This window comes from Clostridium neonatale, from assembly GCF_900465025.1.
Taxonomy (GTDB): domain Bacteria; phylum Bacillota; class Clostridia; order Clostridiales; family Clostridiaceae; genus Clostridium; species Clostridium neonatale.
Genome location: NZ_UICR01000002.1, coordinates 1 through 22319 on the forward strand (window position 1 = coordinate 1; position 22319 = coordinate 22319).

At 25.7% G+C, this 22319-nt stretch carries 24 protein-coding genes; 2 read left to right on the forward strand and 22 right to left on the reverse strand.

The annotated features are described in order from the left end of the window. A partial coding sequence (locus tag CNEONATNEC86_RS11590) for a UvrD-helicase domain-containing protein (RefSeq protein ID WP_338149281.1) occupies positions 1-498 on the reverse strand: 498 nt, incomplete at its 3' end. A gap of 223 nt (positions 499-721) precedes the next feature. On the opposite strand from CNEONATNEC86_RS11590, the gene CNEONATNEC86_RS11595 reads away from it, so the two are divergent. Then, a complete protein-coding gene (locus CNEONATNEC86_RS11595) occupies positions 722-1891 on the forward strand; it encodes an aminotransferase class I/II-fold pyridoxal phosphate-dependent enzyme (protein WP_058295153.1) in 1170 nt (389 codons plus the stop codon). An 82-nt stretch (positions 1892-1973) separates the two neighbouring features. Here CNEONATNEC86_RS11595 and CNEONATNEC86_RS11600 read toward each other — a convergent pair whose 3' ends face one another. Beyond that, positions 1974-2291: a hypothetical protein gene (locus CNEONATNEC86_RS11600; RefSeq protein ID WP_058295152.1), complete on the reverse strand. Its 318-nt coding sequence runs from the start codon at positions 2289-2291 to the stop codon at positions 1974-1976. Between the two features lie 92 nt (positions 2292-2383). Beyond that, positions 2384-3208 carry a metallophosphoesterase gene (locus CNEONATNEC86_RS11605; RefSeq protein ID WP_058295151.1) on the reverse strand — a complete coding sequence of 275 codons (825 nt, stop codon included), beginning with the start codon at positions 3206-3208 and terminating at the stop codon, positions 2384-2386. Positions 3209-3552: 344 nt separating this feature from the next. Between CNEONATNEC86_RS11605 and CNEONATNEC86_RS11610 the strand changes: the two genes are divergently transcribed. Further along, complete coding sequence (locus CNEONATNEC86_RS11610; RefSeq protein WP_058295150.1) at positions 3553-4221, forward strand: hypothetical protein; 669 nt, start codon at positions 3553-3555, stop codon at positions 4219-4221. 60 nt (positions 4222-4281) lie between these two features. Here the strand turns inward: CNEONATNEC86_RS11610 and CNEONATNEC86_RS11615 are convergent, their stop codons facing one another. From CNEONATNEC86_RS11615 to CNEONATNEC86_RS11695, 19 genes are all read right to left on the reverse strand, one after another. Continuing rightward, positions 4282-5442, reverse strand: coding sequence for a MerR family transcriptional regulator (locus CNEONATNEC86_RS11615; protein WP_058295149.1), 1161 nt, complete (start codon positions 5440-5442; stop codon positions 4282-4284). A gap of 220 nt (positions 5443-5662) precedes the next feature. Next, positions 5663-6841: a DegT/DnrJ/EryC1/StrS family aminotransferase gene (locus CNEONATNEC86_RS11620; RefSeq protein ID WP_058295148.1), complete on the reverse strand. Its 1179-nt coding sequence runs from the start codon at positions 6839-6841 to the stop codon at positions 5663-5665. 324 nt (positions 6842-7165) lie between these two features. Next, positions 7166-7828: an HAD family hydrolase gene (locus tag CNEONATNEC86_RS11625; RefSeq protein ID WP_125148164.1), complete on the reverse strand. Its 663-nt coding sequence runs from the start codon at positions 7826-7828 to the stop codon at positions 7166-7168. A 139-nt stretch (positions 7829-7967) separates the two neighbouring features. Next, positions 7968-8147 carry a hypothetical protein gene (locus CNEONATNEC86_RS11630; protein WP_058295146.1) on the reverse strand — a complete coding sequence of 60 codons (180 nt, stop codon included), beginning with the start codon at positions 8145-8147 and terminating at the stop codon, positions 7968-7970. 210 nt (positions 8148-8357) lie between these two features. Further along, positions 8358-9206, reverse strand: a complete 849-nt coding sequence (locus CNEONATNEC86_RS11635; RefSeq protein ID WP_058295145.1) for a putative RNA methyltransferase — start codon at positions 9204-9206, stop codon at positions 8358-8360. A 299-nt stretch (positions 9207-9505) separates the two neighbouring features. Next, positions 9506-10945, reverse strand: coding sequence for a glycoside hydrolase family 1 protein (locus CNEONATNEC86_RS11640; RefSeq protein WP_125148163.1), 1440 nt, complete (start codon positions 10943-10945; stop codon positions 9506-9508). Between the two features lie 151 nt (positions 10946-11096). Next, complete coding sequence (locus CNEONATNEC86_RS11645) at positions 11097-11942, reverse strand: MurR/RpiR family transcriptional regulator (RefSeq protein ID WP_058295143.1); 846 nt, start codon at positions 11940-11942, stop codon at positions 11097-11099. A gap of 60 nt (positions 11943-12002) precedes the next feature. Continuing rightward, on the reverse strand, positions 12003-12605 hold the full coding sequence (locus tag CNEONATNEC86_RS11650; protein WP_159136080.1) for a hypothetical protein: 603 nt from the start codon (positions 12603-12605) through the stop codon (positions 12003-12005). 38 nt (positions 12606-12643) lie between these two features. After that, positions 12644-13216 carry a hypothetical protein gene (locus CNEONATNEC86_RS11655; RefSeq protein ID WP_159136081.1) on the reverse strand — a complete coding sequence of 191 codons (573 nt, stop codon included), beginning with the start codon at positions 13214-13216 and terminating at the stop codon, positions 12644-12646. 170 nt (positions 13217-13386) lie between these two features. Further along, positions 13387-13539, reverse strand: a complete 153-nt coding sequence (locus tag CNEONATNEC86_RS21270; protein WP_185738680.1) for a hypothetical protein — start codon at positions 13537-13539, stop codon at positions 13387-13389. Between the two features lie 59 nt (positions 13540-13598). Then, positions 13599-14195 (reverse strand): TIGR03943 family putative permease subunit, encoded by a 597-nt coding sequence (locus CNEONATNEC86_RS11660; RefSeq protein ID WP_125148161.1) that lies wholly within the window; start codon positions 14193-14195, stop codon positions 13599-13601. Between the two features lie 127 nt (positions 14196-14322). Then, entirely contained in the window at positions 14323-15321 is a 999-nt protein-coding gene (locus CNEONATNEC86_RS11665; protein ID WP_159136082.1) for a permease, read from the reverse strand. Positions 15322-15336: 15 nt separating this feature from the next. After that, the gene (locus CNEONATNEC86_RS11670; RefSeq protein WP_058295139.1) at positions 15337-15969 is read right to left on the reverse strand and encodes a GTP-binding protein; all 633 of its coding nucleotides are present in this window, start codon (positions 15967-15969) and stop codon (positions 15337-15339) included. 23 nt (positions 15970-15992) lie between these two features. Further along, positions 15993-16943: a GTP-binding protein gene (locus tag CNEONATNEC86_RS11675; RefSeq protein WP_159116397.1), complete on the reverse strand. Its 951-nt coding sequence runs from the start codon at positions 16941-16943 to the stop codon at positions 15993-15995. A 162-nt stretch (positions 16944-17105) separates the two neighbouring features. Next, a complete protein-coding gene (locus CNEONATNEC86_RS21275) occupies positions 17106-17270 on the reverse strand; it encodes a hypothetical protein (protein ID WP_185738679.1) in 165 nt (54 codons plus the stop codon). A 160-nt stretch (positions 17271-17430) separates the two neighbouring features. Continuing rightward, positions 17431-18726, reverse strand: a complete 1296-nt coding sequence (locus tag CNEONATNEC86_RS11680; RefSeq protein ID WP_125148158.1) for a TolC family protein — start codon at positions 18724-18726, stop codon at positions 17431-17433. Positions 18727-18760: 34 nt separating this feature from the next. Then, complete coding sequence (locus CNEONATNEC86_RS11685) at positions 18761-19984, reverse strand: ABC transporter permease (RefSeq protein ID WP_125148157.1); 1224 nt, start codon at positions 19982-19984, stop codon at positions 18761-18763. Next, positions 19984-21237, reverse strand: a complete 1254-nt coding sequence (locus CNEONATNEC86_RS11690) for an ABC transporter permease (protein ID WP_159136083.1) — start codon at positions 21235-21237, stop codon at positions 19984-19986. The genes CNEONATNEC86_RS11685 and CNEONATNEC86_RS11690 overlap by 1 nt, the downstream gene beginning before the upstream one ends. A 13-nt stretch (positions 21238-21250) precedes the next feature. After that, positions 21251-22309, reverse strand: coding sequence for an HlyD family secretion protein (locus CNEONATNEC86_RS11695; RefSeq protein ID WP_058295134.1), 1059 nt, complete (start codon positions 22307-22309; stop codon positions 21251-21253). Between the last annotated feature and the right edge of the window lie 10 nt (positions 22310-22319).

Sequence of the window (22319 nt, forward strand, 5' to 3'; positions counted from 1 at the left end):
TTGATATTCTTCTAAATCATAATTAAAAGATTTTATATATTTGATTTCTTGAATCAAAAAATCAATATTCTCTATTTTATCAAATCTTTTTATCTTTATGTTTTTTATGATATCTAAAAGAATTTCTTTTTTTTCCAATTCATCTATAATTTTATATTCATTAATAAATTCTTTATTACTAACACTAATATATTCAAAAGCAAGCTTTTCTATTGTATTTATTCTAAAATGTTTTTTTGTATCTTTTTCAAAAAAGCTTTCTTGATAATATTTTTCACTTTCTATATTATTGTAAATTCTTTCTGATTTTTTTAAAGATTCTTCAAAAGGAACTATCATTAAAATACTATCATTTTCTGCTAAACAATATGATTTTAACAAAAATGGAATTCTATTTAAAATAGTAGTAGTTTTTCCAGATTTACTTTTTCCTTTAATCATGTTATAGCCATTTGGTTTACTTTTTATAATTTTTGCTTGTCTACTGTTAAATTCCATTTTTATTCCTCCTATAATATATATTTTGTATCTTATTAATTCTATTTATTAATAAATAATACTATATAAATTCTAATAATGCAAAGAAAAACATTAAAAGAGTTAATATGAAAGATGTTTCTGTAAATTTATTTACATCAATGTTATAATAAAAGCAGATTATTTTTATTATCTTTTCATTTATATGCTTTATATATTATTAATTTACTTAGGAGGAGAATATATGAATTTACAATTTTCTAATAATCTATCTTATTTTCAAACAGGAATTTTTAATGTTTTAAATGATAAAAAATCAAAACTAATTGCCAACGGCAAAAAGGTGTACAACCTATCTGTTGGAACACCAGATTTTAAACCAGATAAACATGTTATTGATGCTCTTATAAACTCAGCTTCTAATCCCGATAATTGGAAATATTCCTTATGTGATTTGCCTGAATTAACAGAATCAGTCTGTACATATTATAAAAATAGATTTAATGTTGATCTATCTTCTAATGAAGTCATGTCATTATATGGATCACAAGAAGGCTTAGCACATATAGGATTATCACTTTGTAATAAAGGAGATATTGTATTGGTTCCTAATCCTGGTTATCCAATTTTCGAAATTGGGCCTTATCTTTCTGGAGCTGAAATCATTCATTATCCTCTTTTAAGTGAAAATAATTACCTTCCAGATCTAAAAAATATAGATGAAGATATTTTATATAAAACAAAATTTATGGTAGTTTCCTATCCACTTAATCCTGTATGTGCAATTGCTCCACCAGATTTTTATGATGAATTAATAAAATTTGCTAAAAAATATAACATAATTATAATTCATGATAATGCATATTCAGATATAATTTATGATGATAATATAGGCGGATCTTTTTTATCTCATAAAGGTGCTAAAGAAGTTGGAGTTGAATTTTATTCTCTTTCAAAATCATTTAATATAACTGGTGCAAGAGTTTCTTTTGTCCTTGGTAATGAAGAAATTATTAATCATTTTAAAATGCTTCGCTCACAAATAGACTATGGTATATTCCTTCCAATTCAATATGCTGCTATTGCTGCTTTAAATGGTCCACAAGATAGCGTAAAAAAACATTGCAGAGAATATGAAAAAAGACGAAATGCTTTGTGCTCAGGACTAAGAGACATCGGCTGGGATGTTCCTGATAGTAAAGGTACAATGTTTGCCTGGGCCCCTATTCCAAAGAATTACAAAACTTCATATGAATTCTGCATGGATCTCATGGAAAAAAGTGGAGTTATTTGTACTCCTGGAAGTGCTTTTGGTACTCTTGGTGAAGGCTATGTAAGATTTGCTTTAGTTTTACCAGTTGATGTTATAAGACAAGCTATAAAATCCATAAAGGATTGTAATATTATTTTATAGTATTAAAAATAATATTATAAATAAAAAGAATTAATATGATAAAGAGTAATTTTTATCATATTAATTCTTTTTATTATATAATTTATCTATTTTTAAATACTGATATGTCTATTATTTCATTTTGAAAAGCTTTAAGTAATGCTTTTTCTAAAACTAATTCTTTATCAAAATTTTTAACATCTTTACATTCTGCAAAAACTTTATTTTTTACTCCTTGAGCATTTCTATAAGTTAAAGTTACATATGGCTTATCATATTCAACTTCTAATATTTTTATTCCCCATGAAATTTGAGCAAAATCACCATCAACAGATAAAGTAGTTAATTCCTTTAGTTTGTCTGCTTCCTTATTAGGGTCTGATACTATTATTAATTCGTCTCCAACTTTGTACTTTGACATTTTTATCCTTCCTTTTCTAGTAATTTAGTTTATACTTATAAGTTTATTTTATACTTATTCAACATAAATTTAAAGCAATATTATAGATTTTTTTATTCTTTTCCTCTAAAAGTAATACTTACTAACTCTGGCTTATTTTTAAGTCTTATTCCTGGTCTGCTATGACCAAGTCCTCTACTTACAATCATGAACTTATTTTTAATTTCATAAATTCCGCTATTATATTTAGGAAAAAATTTGCGTTCTGGTGATAATAATGCTCCAACTAATGGAAGTCTTATCATTCCTCCATGAACATGACCTGAAAAGATTATATTAGCATTATATTTAACATATTCATTAAAAAATAATGGATTATGAATAAGTATGATATTATATTGATCTTCATTTAAATTAGTTAATGATTCTTCTATTTTATTATTCAACATATCTATTTTTTTAGCATTATTTATGATATAAAATTCATTAGATAAATTTATTCCGTATATATTGATGTATTGATTATCTATATATATTTTTTTATGATCATTATTTAGAATACAAATATTATACTTTTTCAATTTTAAATAAATATAATTTAAATCTTCTTTATCTAATCTATTCTCATGATTTCCACATATAAAATATGTCTTGTATCTACTTGCTATATTTTGAGCTAAATCTAAAAATATATTAAAGTCAGATTTTTTATCATATTTATTAATCATATCTCCTGTCATAACAACTATATTGGGCTCTTCTTTATTTATTTGTTGTATTATTTTATCTTTAATATCATAATTACTATGAAAGTCTGATAAATGAATTATTTTAAAGTTATCAAATTTCTCTGGGAGATTTTTATCTTCTATTATATGTTTACTTATTTCAAAGGATTTATTTCCAAAATATAAAAATGATAATAAGCTTTTTTTCATTAATTCCTCACTATATCTAATTATTAACTTTAATATTATATTGTTCACATTATACAATAAATTTATCCATTTATATATATTATATCTGAAATTATCTTTTTATACAAAAAAGGACACTATAAGCTTCAAAATAAATTTTGATTTTTCATAGTGTCTTTGTTATCTTATTTACTTTTGTTTTCATTATTTCTACAGTTTAGTTTACATAATAATTATTAAGAATTATAATATTACCTCTATACGGATGAATAATTAATTTTTTCTATGTCAATTATATATATATATGATTTTATTTCAATAATATAAACCTAATTTTATAAATATTTTTTAAGGCGTGATTTTTAATGAATAAAAATAAATCTATATTTACTTTTTCAATTATAATTTTCATATGTTTATCCTTAATTTCCACTTATTTTGGGGGATTTTATCCTTACAAGGACTTATCTCCTATAAGTACATCATCGTCTGAGATAAATTTATCTTATCTAATTGATAAATTAAATAATCCAAAGCTTAACTTATCTTCTAATGCCCTTTCTTTTTCTACATCTATCACTCTTAACGAAAATGATTTAAATAATATCTTAATGAGTGTACTAAAAGAATACAAAGATAATATAAATAAAAATAATTTAACTATATCTGGTGTAAAGTCAGAAATACATAATAATAAAATAACTATATTATTTAATGCTTATTATCATAAAATTCCATTTAGAGGACATATGATTTTTACACCAGCCTCTGGCTCTAATAAGATCATCTTGCATTTAGATGAAAGTAAAATTGGATTTATAAGCATAAGTAAGAGTACAATCTTAAGTAAAATATCTACTAATAATATCATTAATGTAGATATGAATAATAATGAAATTATTTTAAATTTAGATAAAATTCCAGGAGTTAAAATAGAAGATATAAATATTTCTGATAATAATCTCGTAATTACTTTTCAAGGAGAAATTAACATATATGAAATTATAAATTATATAATTCTGCATATAAAATAGATAAATAATAAAGACCACATATATTCTTATATTACTTTTAACATATGTGATCTTTGAATATTATTTAATTATTTCAAATATTCCTGCTTTAGTTGTTATCAATATTTGTTTATTCTCTTTTATGTAATTATCCAGATAATCTTTAAACTCGATTCTTTTCTTTCCTATAAGAATTGACTTTCCTTGTATGGTAGATGCTTTATATGAAACTAATGGCTCTGATTCACTTAAAATGATTTTACCTTCAAGTACGTTAAGACTTACATTGTTAAAATACTTTTTAAGTAGCTTTTCACCTTCTTCTAAATTAAATCTTTCTGAAAGCCCGTTATTACTTAACCCTGAATTAGGTGCGAATTTTTCACATAATTCATTTAGCTCATTCATTGTATTTTTTGAGTTAGTAGTTATATAGACCTTCCCATTTGGCTTAAGTACCCTTTTTATTTCTTCCAATGCTTTCTCTATATTAGAAACAAAATAAATCATATGCTCTGCTATAATTACATCAAATGTTTCATCTTTATATGGAATTTTCTCAGCATTAATTTCTTTATATTGAAAATCCATATTTATTTCCTTCAAATTATTTTTAGCACTTTTTATCATACTTTTGGAAAAATCTGATAAAGTTATATTTAGATCTGTTTCTATTTTTTCTTTATTTTTAAGCCAAAGCTTTCCATTGCCGCATCCTAACTCTAATACTTTATCATTTTTACAAAATTTCATATTCTCAAAGCACCAAACATCCCAGTCAATTTTATTTACATTATAGCTATGTAGATTACTTCTTAAATTCAGATTTTTATCACTATTATACTGCTCTTTTATTGTGCTCTCCATATTAGTTATTTTTATTATGTTAATTAAACTATCAGCATCTAAACTTCCATTTTCTTTGGCCTGCATTTCTGCCTTATCAAATACTTTTATAACTTCTTCAATATGTTTTTTCTTTTCTTCAAGGGCCTTTTTTTGAATACATATCATATTTTCTAGATTTTCGTTATTCTCATTTATAATGTGATTTATTTCTTTTAAAGATAAACCTATATATTTTAATGTAGTTATCTGCTGCAATTTTAAAAAATCCTCTTCTAAATATACTCTGTATCCATTTTCATTTCTACTTGATGGTATCAATAACCCTATTTTTTCATAATGAAGAAGAGTTTTTATTGTTACACCTGATCTTTTAGCAAACTCACTAATTTTCATTTTTAACCTCATTATATTAATTTCTTCACATCATTTCTTTTCTAATTTTATTCTTATTATTACCTTTAACTTTAACAAAAACTTAAATCTACATCTAAATTATACTAAATGTTTAATTTTATATCCATGTCTATATAAAACAAAAAGACTTATCTATATTAAAAATTCCTTAATACAAGTTCATTTTAACATTCAAATAAGTCTCTTCTTTATTTAAAATTTATGCTAAAATTTCTTTAATTGCTTTAACTGTTTCTTTTGCTATATATTCAGCATCCTCAAGAGATAATGTACTATACACTGGTAATGTTATTTCATTTTCATATTGTGCATATGCATTAGGATAATCTTTTATATCATATCCTAGGTTTTTATATAAAGTTAACATTGGAAGTGGTTTATAATGCACATTTGTAGCTATTCCTTTTTCAGCTAAATTTGTTATAAGTGCATTTCTTTGCTCTTCTTTAAATCCTTTTACTCTATATAAATATAAATGATATGATGTTTCTGTACCATTATCATCTTTTGTAAATGGGATAATTGAAAAATCCTCTTTGCTTAAAATATCTGTATAAGTTTTAAATATTTGTCTTCTTTTTTCAAGCATATCTTCATATCTTGTAAGTTGAACGAGTCCTATTGCTGCACCTATATCAGTCAAGTTACATTTAAGTCCATCATTTATTATATCGTATTCCCATGCGCCTGCTTTTAATTTGCTTAAAGCATCTTTTGTCTGTCCATGCATTGCAGTTGTTCTAAGCATTTTTAAAAGATCCTCATGTCCTTTAAAATTATTATCATTAAATGTAAGTCCACCGCCTTCACCTGTAGTTAAATTTTTTACTGCATGAAAAGAAAATGAATGAAAATCACATTGTGACCCAACATGCTTTCCTTTATACTTGGCTCCAAATGAATGTGCTGAATCACAAAGGATAATTATATCTTCACGATTTTTTTCTTTTAATACTGCCTTTAAAGCGTCATAATCAAAAGGTACACCAGCTATATCAATTGGCATTATTACTTTTGTCTTATTAGTTATCTTTTCAGCTACTTTATCTATATCCATTTCAAATGTATCTTTTTTAACATCTACATATACTATTTTAGCGCCTCTATGAACACCTACACTTGATGTAGCTGTATATGTATATGGACTTGTTATAATTTCATCGCCTTCTTTTATATCAAAGACTTTTAATACTAATTCCATTGCCGCTGTAGCACTGTTTAACCCAAGTGCATAATTTGCTTCACAATAGTTAGCCATTTTTTCTTCAAATTCAGCTAGTCTTGGACCAGATGTTATCCATCCTGACCTTAGTACTTCTGAAACGGCATTTATCTCACCTTCTGTTATATCTGGTGGTGAAAATGGTATTTTTTTCACTTCTCATCTCTCCTATCAATTTAATTTTGTTAGTTTTGATATTTGTTAGTTTTGATTTGTTTAATATTTTTTCTTTATCATAGATTAATTATATTTTATACCCATACCTTAGGTATGAGTCAATGCTTTATTATCTTTTATTTAAAATTATTATATATTTTTTAACTTTAGTTTCCGCAAAAATAAAAAGTTTATGAAATGCAGAATTCATAAACTTTTTATATAATATTTTTTTAAAGTACACTACTTAAAAATTTTTATGTTTGGGATTAGTAAAAGTTTCTTTAGATGTACTGTATTGAATTGTATGTATAACTACATAATCTATTTAAATACTTCACTTATATAATCTTTTATCTCTTTTAAATTCATGAAATTTTTATTACAATATCTTAAAATATCTTCATCTGCTATTTTTAGGTCTTGTACATGAAATCCAATCATTCCTCCAGCATATGCTCCCTTAATTCCGGCTAAAGAATCTTCAATTACAATACAGTCTTTTGGAGCTACCCCAAGCTTTTCTGATGCCTTTAAAAATATCTCTGGATTTGGCTTTCCATTAATTACGTCTTCTCCACAAACTATTGTATCAAACATTTCAAAAATATCAAACATCTTAATTTGTAAATCCAATCTTTCTCGTCTTGATGATGTTGCAAGAGCTATTTTAAAATTATTTTCTTTTAAATAGTTTAACAATTCATAAGCTCCATCCTTTATAGGAACCAATCTCCTTTTCACTCTATCTAAAAGCTTTTCATCTTTTTCTTTATACATCTCAATTATAGGTAGATTTTCACCATATTTTTCTTTAAAAACTTTCATTACATTTTCTTTTCCAGTTCCCATAAGAGAAATATATATGTTTCTATCTAAAGCATATCCATGAGTTTCAAATACATTTGTCCAAATATCTAGATACGCTTTCTCTGTATCAAAAATTACACCATCCATATCAAATATAACAGCTTTTACATTTTTCATGATTTCCTCCTAAAATTTCATTTATGCTATAATAATACCGAATTAATTCTAACATAAAATTAACTTTTAGTGTATTTAAAGTACTATACGTAATAAAATTCAATAAAAATAGGCAGCTCATGGCTACCTTTTTCTATTCTTAAGCTCTTATAGATTCTGTTATATCAACAAAAATTCGATTCTCTTCCAATATATTTATTATCTCTATCAAATCTAATTGACTAAAATCATTAAATAAACTTTTAAATGTGCTTTTTCCTATAGTATTTTTTTTACTTAAAAATGGCTTTACCCTTTCTAAAATAATAAACTTGTTCAAAATTCTACACCCTTCCGTTCTCTTTATACCTTAATAAACCAAATAACTTTACCCACTTTATATTATATATCATTTATCATTTGTTATAAACACTTTTAGTAATTTTTTACAAAAATATTTTATTATAATCATCTTTATTTATTATTTTCTCCTGACAATTGACCATTATATGATACTTAGTTCAAAATTGTTCCACACCATATTAATTTGCTATTTCTTTTTAAATATTCCTATGCGCATATCAACAGTAATATTTAAAGAATCAATTTCTTCTAATTTAGTTTTATTTTCTGGTGTACTCTTCCAATAGTGTGGAGTCATCTTTAAAAGACTTTGTATTTCTTCTTTATTTAATTCCATATTAAAACTAATATTTTCTTCTCTTAAATATTCATCTTTGTTTTCATCAGCTATATATACTTTCTCATTTAAATTAACTTCATTATAAATTATTTTTCTAAGCTCAATTAAGTGATTAGTCCTTGGCAGAACTCTAATAAAAATACCATTTTTCTTTAATACTCTATTAATTTCATCTATATCAATTGGACTGAAAACTGAAAGTACACAGTCTACAGAATCATTTTCCACTGGAATATGATAGTTATTGCCAACAGCAAATATACAATCTTTGTAGAGCTTAGCTGCATATTTTACTGCTTCTTTTGAAACATCCATTCCATAATAATTTCCTTCCACATCTTTTTTATCCATATAACTCTTTAATTGGCTTAAATAATAGGCCTCGCCACATCCAACATCCAAAATATTTATTTTTTCTTTTATGTCTTTTAAGTACTCATATATTACTTCATTTATTTTATTACATATAGTCTTATAGAATCCTCTATTTAAAAAATCAACTCTTGCTAAAACCATTTCTTTAGAATCTCCTGGATTCTTACTTCTTTTCTGATTGCTTATTATAAGATTAACATATCCTTGTTTTGCTATATCGTATGAATGATTATTTTTACATGTATAAACTTTCTTTTCCATGCATTTAGTAAGTTTGTCTTTACAAATTGGACATATTAGTATCATATTATTATTATTCATTAGTTATAACTCCCTTTCTTAAGTTTCTATTTCTGAAATAAAAATGCTAAATCTAATTTTAACATTATTTTAAATCTGTATTATACTTTATTGGGTAATTTTATAATTGTATTTTTAAATCATCTTAATCCAAAAATTTCATTTATCCTCGTATATTATTGCTTTCTACTACTCAATTATAGCATCTTCACACACAATATTTATATAATTATTTTAGAGATAATAAAAATCATCAGTAACATTCCTATTACTGATGATTTTTACGGTAAAGGTTTTTTATCTAAATGAAGATTTACAAATTATAGTTCTTCTCCATTTGTAGCAATAACATTTTTATACCAATAGTAACTATCTTTTTTATAACGGTTTAATGAACAGTCTTCATTTTCATCTCTATCTACATAAATGAATCCATATCTCTTTTGATATCCATTTAACCAACTTAACAAATCTGTACATGACCATGTACAATAAGCTAAAACTTCACATCCTTCTGATACAGCTTCTTTTAATGCTTCAATGTGTGCTTTTAGATAGGCAATTCTATAGTCATCATGAATTACATTACCTTCTTCTAATTTATCAAAAGCTCCAAGTCCATTTTCTGAAATAACAATTGGAAGGTAATATCTGCTTGTTATTTCTCTACATGCATATCTTAATCCACTTGGATCAATAGTCCAGTCCCAATCAGTCTTTCTTAAGTATGGATTTTCAGTTTTCTTAAATAATCCTGGTATACCATCTTCAGAAGATGTTCCTTTTTTACCAGTTGTATTCATTTCCCCCATACCAACTCCACCTTCAAGTGGATTATGCTTAATTGCAGCAGTTTGATAGTAGTTAACTCCCATAAAATCTAAGCATTTAGCAGCATCTAAAAGTATTTCTTTATCTCCATCTTCAAATACTGGAGCAATACCTTGTTCTTCTAATTGCTTCATTACAGTAACTGGATATCTTCCATATGCATAAACATCCATCCACCAATAGCTTTGGTATTCATCAAAATTTAATTTAGCAATTGCATTCTCTGAACTGCAGTCAAAGCTATAACTTGGTGAAAATGCGAAGCTTGCACCAATCATTCCATTAAGACCTAATTTCTTATATTCTAATACAGTCTTAGCATGTGCTATGTTTGCATGGTGATTTACTTGATAGAACATTTTTCTATCATTTACTTTGCCTGGTGGGTGATAACCTCTAAGCCATCCATGTTCAGTAAATACGTTTTGTTCATTCATTGTAATCCAGTACTTAACCTTATCTCCAAAACGTTTAAATAAAGTAACTGCATAATTTACATAATCATCAATTATGTTTCTGCTTTCCCAGCCATGATACTGATCTTCTAAAGCTTGTGGCATGTCCCAATGATATATTGTAACCATTGGTTCAATACCATATTTAATACATTCATCAATTAAATTTTCATAGAATTGTAATCCATCTTCATTAACTTCTCCATTACCATTTGGATAAATTCTAGTCCACGCAACAGAAAAACGATAAGTCTTTAATCCCATTTCTGACATAAGAGCAATATCTTCTTTATATCTGTGATAATGGTCTACTGCAACATCTCCAGTAGTTCCTTTGAATGTTTTTCCTGGAACTCTAACAAACTTATCCCAATTCGACATTCCTTTGCCATCTTCTAAGTATGCGCCCTCTACTTGGTATGCTGCTGAAGCACTTCCCCATAAGAAATCTTCAGGGAACTTCTTTTCTTTCATAAAAACCCATCCTTTCAAAACTTTTAAATAATTTATTTATGATGTGATTTTATCATTATAAATATGTATATATCAATATCTATTGCCAATATTGGTCAGTTGCTTCATATATTACTTAAACTATTATTTATATTGTGAAACAAATATTCATTTAAACATTCCCTCTTGACCAAAAAGTATCGTATGTCTTATTAAGATTCATTGATTTATCATATTGGCTTACAAATACCATACTGAAAAAAATATCAATTATATATTTTACTGAAGTAGAAAACATTATAGCTCCTAACTCCTCTATTTTATATGCATATGATGCATGAACATATTCGTCACATATACTTGCTAAAGTACTATCTTTTCTCATAGTAATAACTATTGTTTTCACTTTAGATTTCTTTAATGTTTTTGCTGCTGCTATAAGTTTGGGATTTTCTCCATCTCTACTAATAAAAATGCCAAGATGATTTTGTTTTGCAGTTAAAGCTAACAACTGCTGAGCATTACTTGCAGAATAAACATTTGATATTTTTCCACAATGAAAAAATTGATTACATGCATACTCTGCAAGATATAAATTTAAATCATAAGCAAAAAAATCAATATATTCTGCTTTAAGAATATAATTTGTTATTTTTATTATATTTTCTATAGATAATTCATTTTTAGTTTCATTTATAACCTGATTATTAAGTGATGTTATTTTTTCTACAACTGATATTGCACTATCTTTATCATTAAGGCTTATTTCATCATCTAGATTTAATAGTTGTGCTGATTTAACTTCACTTAAAAACTTTACTTTAAAATCACTATACCCTTTGCACCCTAGTTTTTGGCAAAAACGTACTACTGATGAAGAACTCGTATAAGTATATGTACCAACCTCTCTTGATGGCATATCAACTATTTTTTCATAATTTTCTAGTAAAAATCTACTTATACTTTTTTCTTTTTCATTAAAGCCTTTTTCACTCTTCATCATTTTTAATATATTCATTCATGTGCTCCTTTCTACCAAAAAAAGTATCTTGTGGCTACATAATAAAATATTCCACTTTTAATTAAACATTATTATTTTATCTTCTCTTTTGAATTTTTTAAATCCTTTTTCTTTAAAATTATATTTATTTAGTACTATTTTAGATATCTTTAAAAATTCTTTAAAATCAAAAATAATAAAGTCCATATAAGAATAATAAAATCCTGTTGCTCCACCAATGAGTTTTCCTATTCCATGTTCTTCTATTAAACTTACAATTTCATCTTCTATATTTATTCTGACTGATATCACTTCATTTTGATTTATATTTATATTTTCAAAAAATAAAAAACCATAAACTACTCCATTTTCGTAATTTCTATTATACATTTTATCAGAATAATTATAATATTCATTTATAATTGAAATATCTAAGCATGCTCCAGCTATTACATCTTCTCTCATATCATAATCACTTTCGGTGCTTGGCTGCATATGATAACTATAAAATCTATCAAATGGATTTTCATAGTCCTTCCACTTATTTTGGTTAATTACTTCATCTATATATGATTTTAGCTTATTCATAGATATACTTGTTTTTTCAAATATTTCTACATTTAATTCATAATTTAAATATTGATTTCCAGCATCATCTTCTTTTTCTTCTTCAATTAACATATCAAATTCATCTTTTGAGATATTATTTCGTTCTAATTCTATTTTTTTAGTATATTATCTTTTGATTTTTCATAAAAATCAATATAACCTATAAAATCCATAGAGTAAATTTCACTTATATACATATCCAATAATATAAAAAATAAATTATACCTTTCAGTTTCATTTAAAGTAGTAAGTTTTTCACAATACACTTTTAAATTAACTCTTTTTTGTTCAAAATCTATCTCTGGAATTATATACACATCTTCATATATAAGATTAATATCATACATATTTATATTGAAATTTTCCCCTTCTTTTATACGCGGCCTCGTATAATAAAAATTCCATTTATCTTTTAATTCTTCATTTGAACGTATATACCATTCATATAATAAAAATAGCTTTTCCCTACTTCCTTCTGGTGTTAGTATAAGTTCGTACTTCTTTTCATCATTTACACCTATTTCAAAATAAATTTCTTCAAAGGCAATATTTAACAAGTCATTTATATAATCATAAGCCTTGTCTATCTCATCAGTATTATCTATTAATTTTCTTATATATGCTTCATCTTGGATAAACTTACTCCAAAATGCTTTAATTCTTTCTTTAAAACATTTTTTCATTTTTGCACCTCACCTAATATTGCATTTTTATAGTTCTATGTTACATAAAATTTATAAAATACAATATTAGTTTACCATAAATTATCACTTTATCCATAAAAATATTCCCTCTTTATACTTAACATATAAAGAGGGAATATTTTTAGAAGCAATAAATAATTGATTTGGAACTAATTAACATTATTTTTACTGTTACTTTTGACTTTTTCTAAATAGTTAGTCTGATTTACTATATTTTCCTCAAAATTTTCTACTGCATTTTTTGTAAAATGTCCTACTCTTGCCATATTAATAAAACTGTTATTAGCATTCTTATTATCCATTATTTCTACCTCCTTCATTTGTTTTTTCATTTTAGTTTTCCACTAATATATGTTTTATATCAGTTTAATTTATTTACAATTATTAATGGTATAGTATATTCTTTCCCTTTGTCATATATCTGTGTAGAATCTATAATTCCTTCTACCTTTATTGGCTGATTTTCACGTAAGCTTTTAATATCAGTATATTGTGCTGCTATTGCAAATACTTCCGCATCTGCTCTGCAGCAATTCATGACTATTTTTCCTAAAATAAATTGATTATTAGATAAGTAATTCTCTTTACACACAAAACCATCTGTTATTATTTTATATCCTAAATACTTTTTAGGATTCATAGATATTTCCTCTAAAATAACAGCATTTTCTTCATTTATTACTATAGTCCTGTCATTTATGAGTTTTATAAATTCATCAACATTATACTTATGCTCATGATTAGTATTTGCTATTTTATCATTTAACAAAATATGTTTAAAATTTCCTGCATTATTTAAAGAAATCATTCCAAGTACTAAAGTTAAAATAAGCGGAAGGCTTTTTATTAATATATTTTCTGAGCTTTTTGTAGTAAATATTCTAGGGAATTGAAAGATCATCATAAGTGAAATCATTATGATAGCAAAAAATACATATATAATCATCTTTTTTCCCACATAAAAATCCACTTTATTCGTTAACATAATATATATCAAAAATATATCTAAAAAACAAAGAGTTAAAAAATATATTAACTCTCCAAAATTGAATCTTCGCAAAATTTAGTTCCTCCCATACTATTTTTTAAAAACCACATATCATAAATAATAAACAGATTAAGAAAACACAGCTTATGGTTACAAGTGACAATTTAAAAACGAAATTTTTTCTAAAGCTTCCATATAATATTATTAAGTTTTTTAAATCAAGCATAGGTCCAAGAATTAAAAAACCAGCTAGTCCACTTAATGAATTTGAATATATTAATGACTTTCCAACAAATGCATCTGCCTCTGAACAAAGTGATAAGCTAAATCCAAGAAACATCATAAATAATATAGTCATTATCTTATTATTTGATATAGATGTAAAATCAGCATGATTTGTTATTATTTGAAATCCACTTGATATTAAAGCTCCAAATATTAAATATTTAGTAATATCTAAAAACTCTCTGCTTGTATGGTTTATTATTAACTTTATTTTGCTTTCATTTCCATAAGATAAATTATTGCATCCACAATTGCATAAAATATCATTTTCCATATAATTAGATAATATTACTTTATCTTTATCCTGAATTTTATCTATTATTACACCTATTAATATTGCAACACAGAATCCTCCTACAGTACGTAAAAGTACCATTTCATGCATATCATAAAATGCATAATATGTAGATAATATAACTATAGGATTAACTATTGGTACTGCAAGCATAAATGTTACCCCAAGTCCTACTGGAAGCCCTTTCTTTATTAGCCTTCTTCCTATGGGTACTATAGCACATTCACATATAGGAAAAATAAATCCTATAAGAGCCATTTCAAAATATCCTAATATTTCATTTTTAGGTATAATTCTTTTTATATTATCTTCTGAAATATATATTTGAATTATAGCTGATACAAAAGATCCAAGGATTACAAATGGTATTGCATCTATCATTATACTTATAAATATTGTTGAAAAGTCACCTATGTCATTGAATTTAAAATTTATATTGGTTTTACTTATAATATGAAAGATAACTATAAACAAAGCCAATATAAATGTAGAAAAAAAACACTTTCTATTTTTCATATACTTACCTCATTCTTATCTACTCCAATAGTTTTTCATTTTTACTTTTATTTTTTTTATTATTCCTGTATCAAGCACATTAGCTTCTCTTAAATTTTGTTTCATTGTATATTTATTATTTACATTTAAAATATATGAGTTTGAATTCAAGCTTTTTATTTTTTGAATATATTCTTCTATTTGACCTTTGTTAAGCTTATCTGTGTTATTTAACACAACCATGTTTGCATTTTTTATAAAAGGAATTATAAAATTACCTAAATTATCTATATACTCTTTTAAATTAGTAGAATCACCTATAAAATATATAGTTGAAACTTTCATATACTGCCTATATACTTTCTTATTTATAATTCTTAAAATATAATTTATATCAGCTGTTCCATTATATTCTATTAATATTCTGTTGGGCTTGTATCTATCTATTTCATATAATATGCTTTCCCTAAAATCTTTTAGCTCTTTTATATAAATCACTTTGATAGGATAATTTATATCATTATTTCCATTTATATAAGTCTTACCTTTTTCAAATTGGAATACTAATACTTTCTCATCCTCAACTTGCGTTTCACTTATAAGTGAGTTTAAAAAAATTGTTTTTCCAGAACCTAAAAAGCCTGTTACAATCTCAACATTTATCTTCATTGCTAAATACAGCCCTCCCTTTGTTAATTAAATAAATTTAAAAGCTCCTTTTTATTTAATTCACTTCCTATAATTGAAATAACTTTTTTGTTTGACCATTTTATTTCTCTTATTTTAAATTCATTTGGAACGTAGTCAAATTGATAATATAATCCTGATTTATCTTTTATTATTCCCTTGGCTCTTATAATGTTCCCATATTTGTTATTACTGGAAATAAAATTAAATTTATGTTCCAGCTCTTTTGTACTTATAAATTTATCTATATGAATTGGATAACTTTCAAATAATTCATCTGCATTATGATTTCTCTTAAATTCTTTTCTAAATGCTTTTATATTGCTTTTATTGCTTAAATTTAATTTTTTCACGTTTTCATTTATTTTTAATTTTTTCATAAAATCTTCTTTTTTTAAATTATTCCAAGAATCTGAAAAAATGATAGCATTTCTATTTAATCTTTGTAGACTTAAATTTACTTCATCAACTGTTCTTTTATCTACAAGCTGCGTCCTGCTTATAACAATTTTATTAGCATTTTCTATCTGATCTAAATAAAACTCCTTAAAATTTTCTAAATATATATTATAATTATTAACATCAATTAAAGTGAATATATTACGTATTTGAATTTTATCTATAAATTTAATCTGCTCTAATATTTTTAAAATCTCACTTAATTTTGCAACTCCAGATGGTTCAATTATTATATTTTCTGGATCATATTTTCTCATAACCTCAAGTACTGAATCTCCAAAATCACCTGATACCTGACAACATATACACCCTGCATTTATTTCCTTAATCTTCAAATTACTTTCCTTTAATATTGCTCCATCAATAGACACTTCACCAAACTCATTTTCTATTATTACTGTATTTTTTCCATAAGCATTTTCATTTAATAATTTTTTTATAAGCATTGTTTTTCCTGAACCTAAAAATCCAGAAAATATATCTACAATTGCTTTCATATTCTTCTCCCTTGCATTACTATACGTATTTATTTATATTATTGTTTTTAATATTTAAGAACAAATTTACTACATAATAAAAAAGATTTGGTAGGTAATTAACCACCAAATCTTTTTTATTATAATTATATATTCTTATTTTTTATTAAATTTCAAATAGTGTTATTCATCGCTGCATACGCAAAATGAATTTTGAAGTTCTATATACTCTTCTTTGCTAAGAGATTTTAAAAATTTATCATAATGCTCCTCACTGCAAAATGTATCTACCTTATTTGTGATAAAATTATCTTTTAATTCTTTTTTACAAAATAAGCATTTTTTCATTCGATCATCACCTTTAACTATATTCCATTAAAATGTATTTCTTATTCTATTATACGTAATTGATGATATTTAATAAATTTTCTTCTATAAATAATACTAATACAATTAAATTTCTATAACTTTTGATACTATAAGATCTCTTTTCAACAGTCTATATGCTTTAATTACTACTAAGTGTCCATGGTTTTTCTATATTATTCTTAAGCTTATCATGTGTATTTACTAGTTTTCTAAGATTACTTTCAAGATCTTTTGCGCTCAAAACTTTTGAATTGTAGTCATTTTCTGTCATTAATCCATTTTCTACGCTTGCTTTTGCAAATTCTAATTTTTTATTTGTTGAATTTACTGTATCACTTAAATTATCTATTGTATTTTCTAAATCAAGTAATGCAGCATAGGATTCTTTTAATCCATTTTTTAATTTTTTCTTAGAATCCTCGAGCTTAACTTTTCCTTCATCAATCGAATATTTTCCATCGAGATAAGATTCATATCTTTGCAAATGTTTTATGTAACTTTCTATCTTGCTTTGATATTCCATCATCCCTAATGCATATCCACCATAATTAAAACTTGCAGTAGGTTTTCCATTTTCATCAGTTTCTGTAGAAACATATTTTGCTTTGTCTGGTACACTTGGTGGATCTTCATCAAGGATATCATCTACTCCATCATCTTTAACTTCATTAAATGTATCTTCTGTAAGATTTAATATTTCTTCATTATAATGCAAATATTCATCTAATTTCTCATCTATATAATTATCAATAGAACCATCAATTTTAAATTTATTATAATTAACACTTCTATCAAAAATACAATTTGATGTATTTAAATTTGTTAATACACCAAAATATTCCTTGTTTATGCTTAAAGAATTTTCTTTGGCTGTTATACTATCCTTTAAAGATTTTACTTCTATTTCTTTATCTTCTAAATCATTACTTTTGGCTTTTCCTATTTGTACTTTAGCCTTTAAATAATATAATTCATTATTTTTAATCTCAAAACTTTTCTTCAAATTTTCAATTTCTATCTCTTTTAGGATTATTGCATTATATTTATCTGTAATATCAGCAGTTATCTGATCTTTAAGAAAATTTTTTGTAGCTTCAGATTGATCTTTTTGAATTTCTAATTTATCATAACTAAACTCTAATAATTCATTATCAATGTCATCATCATTGATATCTTCATAAAAGTCATTTGAATATTCTTGAAGCTTTAATTTATCTTTATAATATTTAATTTCTTTTGATTTTAATTTTAATGAATCACTATTGCTAATAGCAGCATCAATTGCTCTGTCTAATGTAATAACTGAAACGCCTATATTATTGCTTGTACTTACATTAAAATCAGATTTTTCAATTGCTGAAACGCTAATACAATTTCCTCCAGCTAAACTTACACTTAATGCTAAAGCTATTAAAAGACTTATATTCTTTTTCATTTATTGCCACCTTCTAAAAAATATTTTTATAAGCTTACTCTAAAGTAAATACTGGTTCTTTTTCATTTATTTCTGACTGAATTTTTGTGTCATTCTCTTCTTTTTCATCTATATTTTTCTTTTTTTTCATAATCATAATCTTAATTGTAAATGATATAATCCCTATAATAAGCCATATAATTCCGAACCTCAAACTGCCATATATTCCAGGAATGGCTGCATCCCAGCCTGCACCCTTTAAATTCAAAAATTTTAGCGGTATTGCAACATGTACAAGAGGCAAAAACATCTTTACAAAAGCAACCAGTTTTTTGGGCATCATATATAGGGGATAAGTTACTCCTGATAAAAGTACAAATGCTGAGTTAAACATAAGATATCCTTGTAAAAATAATGCGGTATTGTCTACAATAGCTGAAATAAAAAATGATATACCTATTAAACTAAATAAAAATGTACACATTATTCCAGCGTATATAAATATATCCCCTCTTAATGGCAAAAAAAACATCTTACGACCTATTAATAATACAATAAAACTTGCAGCAACGCATCCAATTGACATTATTATTATTCTAAGTATTATATCTAAAATTATATATACAGTCTCCCTAGACTTAATATTAACTGATGTAAGTTCCTTTTTCTTTTCATTTAATAAAGGAATTATGAATTTTGTTATGAATGTCATTTGAAGTACCAATGGTATTAATGTATACATTATATTTCTTATATAACTTCCAGTCGGATCATACAATAAACGTTCTACATAAGAAAAAGTTCCCATAGTTGATGTTATATTAGTTGCATACATGTTATATCCCTGCATCATTTTCATTTGAACACCTGCATTTAATGTCCCAATAACCGTACCTGCATATGATAATGCATTTCCTCCAATCATCATGTTTGTATCATCTATTAAAAATAATACACTAGGTGATTTTCTTAAACTTACATCATTACCAAAATCTTTTGGTATTATCATTCCTGCAGTTATCTTTTTTTCCTGTATGGCCTTCTGCAAATCTTCCTGCGAATCTGTATAATAAATTACATTTAATCCTGGATGATTTTCAATCTGTGAAACAATATTTCTTGATAATGCTGAATCATCATTATTGCATATTCCATAAGGTATATCATTTATATAAACTAATTTATATGCATATGATATTAATATAAGTGGTACCAAAAGTGTTATTAATACAGAAATTACACGTGCAAATTCTTCTTTTAATATTTTTGATATATTCACTACACTTCCACCTCACTTTTTACAACTGCTTTTTTCTTTAAAGAAATTATTTCCATAAAAAACTTTAATGAAGTAATGAATATCATAACTAGTATAAATTTAATTAGCCATATAATGTGACTTGAGATACCATAAGCTTGATTTCCTAAAAGTGATATTTCTCTAAGAGGTATTATATAGTGACTGTTGGGAAGCCATTTTTCTATCTTACTAAATATTTCTGGCATAGCCATAACAGGAAAAGTATATCCAGCTAAAAGCATTGTAAGTGATATTAAACTGCAAGATGAAATAGGTCCTTCTTTATCATCTCTCTTAACTGACATTCCAAAAAATATTCCTATAAATGCATTTCCAATATTACATAGCAGAGATAATACTAATCCTGTTATTATAGAACCTTTATATGGCATATAAAACTGTTTAACTGATATTGCTACGCATATAAAAGAGCATATTGTTCCTATTATACCGACTAGAATTCCTTTCATAATAAGCTTAAGAATACTTTTATTTTCACATATAAATGCTCCAACAGCTGCGATTCCAACTTGTACTCCTGTTAATACTAACCCTTGAAGCATAAAGATTGCCATATTATTAGCTGGATTACCTAGTAATCTATAACTATAGCCCAGAGGTGCAACAAATGATTTTGCCATTTGCGGTGTCATTTTGAACTTTCCTTCTGCAATTTTCATAAGATAACCGCTTTTTATTGTATTTAATACTTCTGCGATTTTTCCTTTACTAGTACTTGCAACAGAACTTAAAGCACCATCATAAAAGGTCATTATCTTTGCTTCATGTCCATTAAGAATGTTTTCTGAAAAGTCATCTGGAATTAATATTCCTACCATTGCTTCACCCTTATCTATAAGTTCTTTTATATCATTATTATTTTCACTATATTTGATAACATTAAACGTATCATTTTGAGAGATCATATCAACTAAATTTTGTGTTGTTTCTGAAGTATCATGATTTACCACTACAGTTGGCACATTAGCAATTGGAAGTTTTGAAAATTCACTTCCTAAACATACTTCTAAACCTATTGAAACTACAAAAAGTATTATAATTGGAATAATCATATGCTTATGTTTAATGATTTTTTCATAACAATATTGAAATGCATGTCCAAAATATTTGAATATTTTGCTTTTATAGACTGATGATTTTTTAACTTTAATTATAATATTATTTTTATAATTACAAATCTTTTCAAAAAAACATTTAACTTTTGCCTTCATAATACTAATCACATCACTTTCCAAAGTCCACAAATGCAGTCATTCCAGCATGAAGATCAATATCAAGTTTTTCTAAATCTTTGAATTCAACTTTTACCCCATATGATAATATATCAAAATCTCCATTATCATTTGTGGCTTTCTTCATGGCAAAGTCAGCATTTTTATTGATCTGAACAACTTTTCCTTTAAATGCTTTATCTCCATATCCAGAAAGTTTTATACTAACCTCTTGATTCAACTTAACTTTTGAAAGCTCTGTTTCTTTAACATTACATGTAATTGATGGATTAGCTGTTTCTGTAACAACAACTACAGGCATACCAGAAGAAACCAAATCACCATTTTTAACATTAACCTTTGTTACTACGCCATCTACCGGAGCTGTTAATGTTGTATAACCTAGGCTGACTTCAACTTGTGCAAGTGATGCTTCTGCCTGCTTAAGCTGACCTTTGGCTGCTGAAATTCCTGCATCTGCTTGATCTACTTGTGCCTGAACGGCTGCAATTGTTTCGGCTGTTGCTCCTTCTTTTGCAAGATCATACTGATCTATAGCAGAATCAAGCTTAGCTTTAACACCTTCAAGTTCTGCTTCTGTACTAGCCCCAATATCATATAAAGCCTTTACTCTATCATAATCAGACTGTGCTAGTTTGTATGCATTTTCTAGCTGATCAAGCTGCTGCTCCCTTGTCCCATTTTTAGTGTCTTGAAGTTTTGCCTCTGCTGCTCGTTTACCAGCCTCAGCACTTGCTATTTGTGCTTTAATAGTTTCAATTGATGCTTCAACTGCTTGCTTTTGGGCAAGTATTGCATCACTATCTATTATAGCCAGTACTTGTCCTTTCTTTACAATATCACCTTCTGAGACATCTACTTCTTTAATCTTTCCAGCTGCCAAGGAATTTATATTACTTTCATCCATTGACACATTAGATTGTACTACTAAATTTGTTTGCCCCTCTACTATTTGATCACCTGTAATATTTGCTAGTGGTAAACTACATCCTGTGACTAAATTTACTAAAATTATTAGTGTTAATATTAATTTGATTTTTTTTATTTTCATACAAGTAATC

Coding starts and splice junctions, on each gene's coding strand:
- CNEONATNEC86_RS11595 (WP_058295153.1), top strand. CDS start 722: ATGAATTTACAATTTTCTAATAATCTATCTTATTTTCAAACAGGAATT.
- CNEONATNEC86_RS11600 (WP_058295152.1), bottom strand. CDS start 2,291: ATGTCAAAGTACAAAGTTGGAGACGAATTAATAATAGTATCAGACCCT.
- CNEONATNEC86_RS11605 (WP_058295151.1), bottom strand. CDS start 3,208: ATGAAAAAAAGCTTATTATCATTTTTATATTTTGGAAATAAATCCTTT.
- CNEONATNEC86_RS11610 (WP_058295150.1), top strand. CDS start 3,553: ATGAATAAAAATAAATCTATATTTACTTTTTCAATTATAATTTTCATA.
- CNEONATNEC86_RS11615 (WP_058295149.1), bottom strand. CDS start 5,442: ATGAAAATTAGTGAGTTTGCTAAAAGATCAGGTGTAACAATAAAAACT.
- CNEONATNEC86_RS11625 (WP_125148164.1), bottom strand. CDS start 7,828: ATGAAAAATGTAAAAGCTGTTATATTTGATATGGATGGTGTAATTTTT.
- CNEONATNEC86_RS11635 (WP_058295145.1), bottom strand. CDS start 9,206: ATGAATAATAATAATATGATACTAATATGTCCAATTTGTAAAGACAAA.
- CNEONATNEC86_RS11640 (WP_125148163.1), bottom strand. CDS start 10,945: ATGAAAGAAAAGAAGTTCCCTGAAGATTTCTTATGGGGAAGTGCTTCA.
- CNEONATNEC86_RS11645 (WP_058295143.1), bottom strand. CDS start 11,942: ATGAATATATTAAAAATGATGAAGAGTGAAAAAGGCTTTAATGAAAAA.
- CNEONATNEC86_RS11650 (WP_159136080.1), bottom strand. CDS start 12,605: ATGTTAATTGAAGAAGAAAAAGAAGATGATGCTGGAAATCAATATTTA.
- CNEONATNEC86_RS11655 (WP_159136081.1), bottom strand. CDS start 13,216: ATGAAAAAATGTTTTAAAGAAAGAATTAAAGCATTTTGGAGTAAGTTT.
- CNEONATNEC86_RS21270 (WP_185738680.1), bottom strand. CDS start 13,539: ATGGATAATAAGAATGCTAATAACAGTTTTATTAATATGGCAAGAGTA.
- CNEONATNEC86_RS11665 (WP_159136082.1), bottom strand. CDS start 15,321: ATGAAAAATAGAAAGTGTTTTTTTTCTACATTTATATTGGCTTTGTTT.
- CNEONATNEC86_RS11670 (WP_058295139.1), bottom strand. CDS start 15,969: ATGAAGATAAATGTTGAGATTGTAACAGGCTTTTTAGGTTCTGGAAAA.
- CNEONATNEC86_RS11675 (WP_159116397.1), bottom strand. CDS start 16,943: ATGAAAGCAATTGTAGATATATTTTCTGGATTTTTAGGTTCAGGAAAA.
- CNEONATNEC86_RS21275 (WP_185738679.1), bottom strand. CDS start 17,270: ATGAAAAAATGCTTATTTTGTAAAAAAGAATTAAAAGATAATTTTATC.
- CNEONATNEC86_RS11680 (WP_125148158.1), bottom strand. CDS start 18,726: ATGAAAAAGAATATAAGTCTTTTAATAGCTTTAGCATTAAGTGTAAGT.
- CNEONATNEC86_RS11690 (WP_159136083.1), bottom strand. CDS start 21,237: ATGAAGGCAAAAGTTAAATGTTTTTTTGAAAAGATTTGTAATTATAAA.
- CNEONATNEC86_RS11695 (WP_058295134.1), bottom strand. CDS start 22,309: ATGAAAATAAAAAAAATCAAATTAATATTAACACTAATAATTTTAGTA.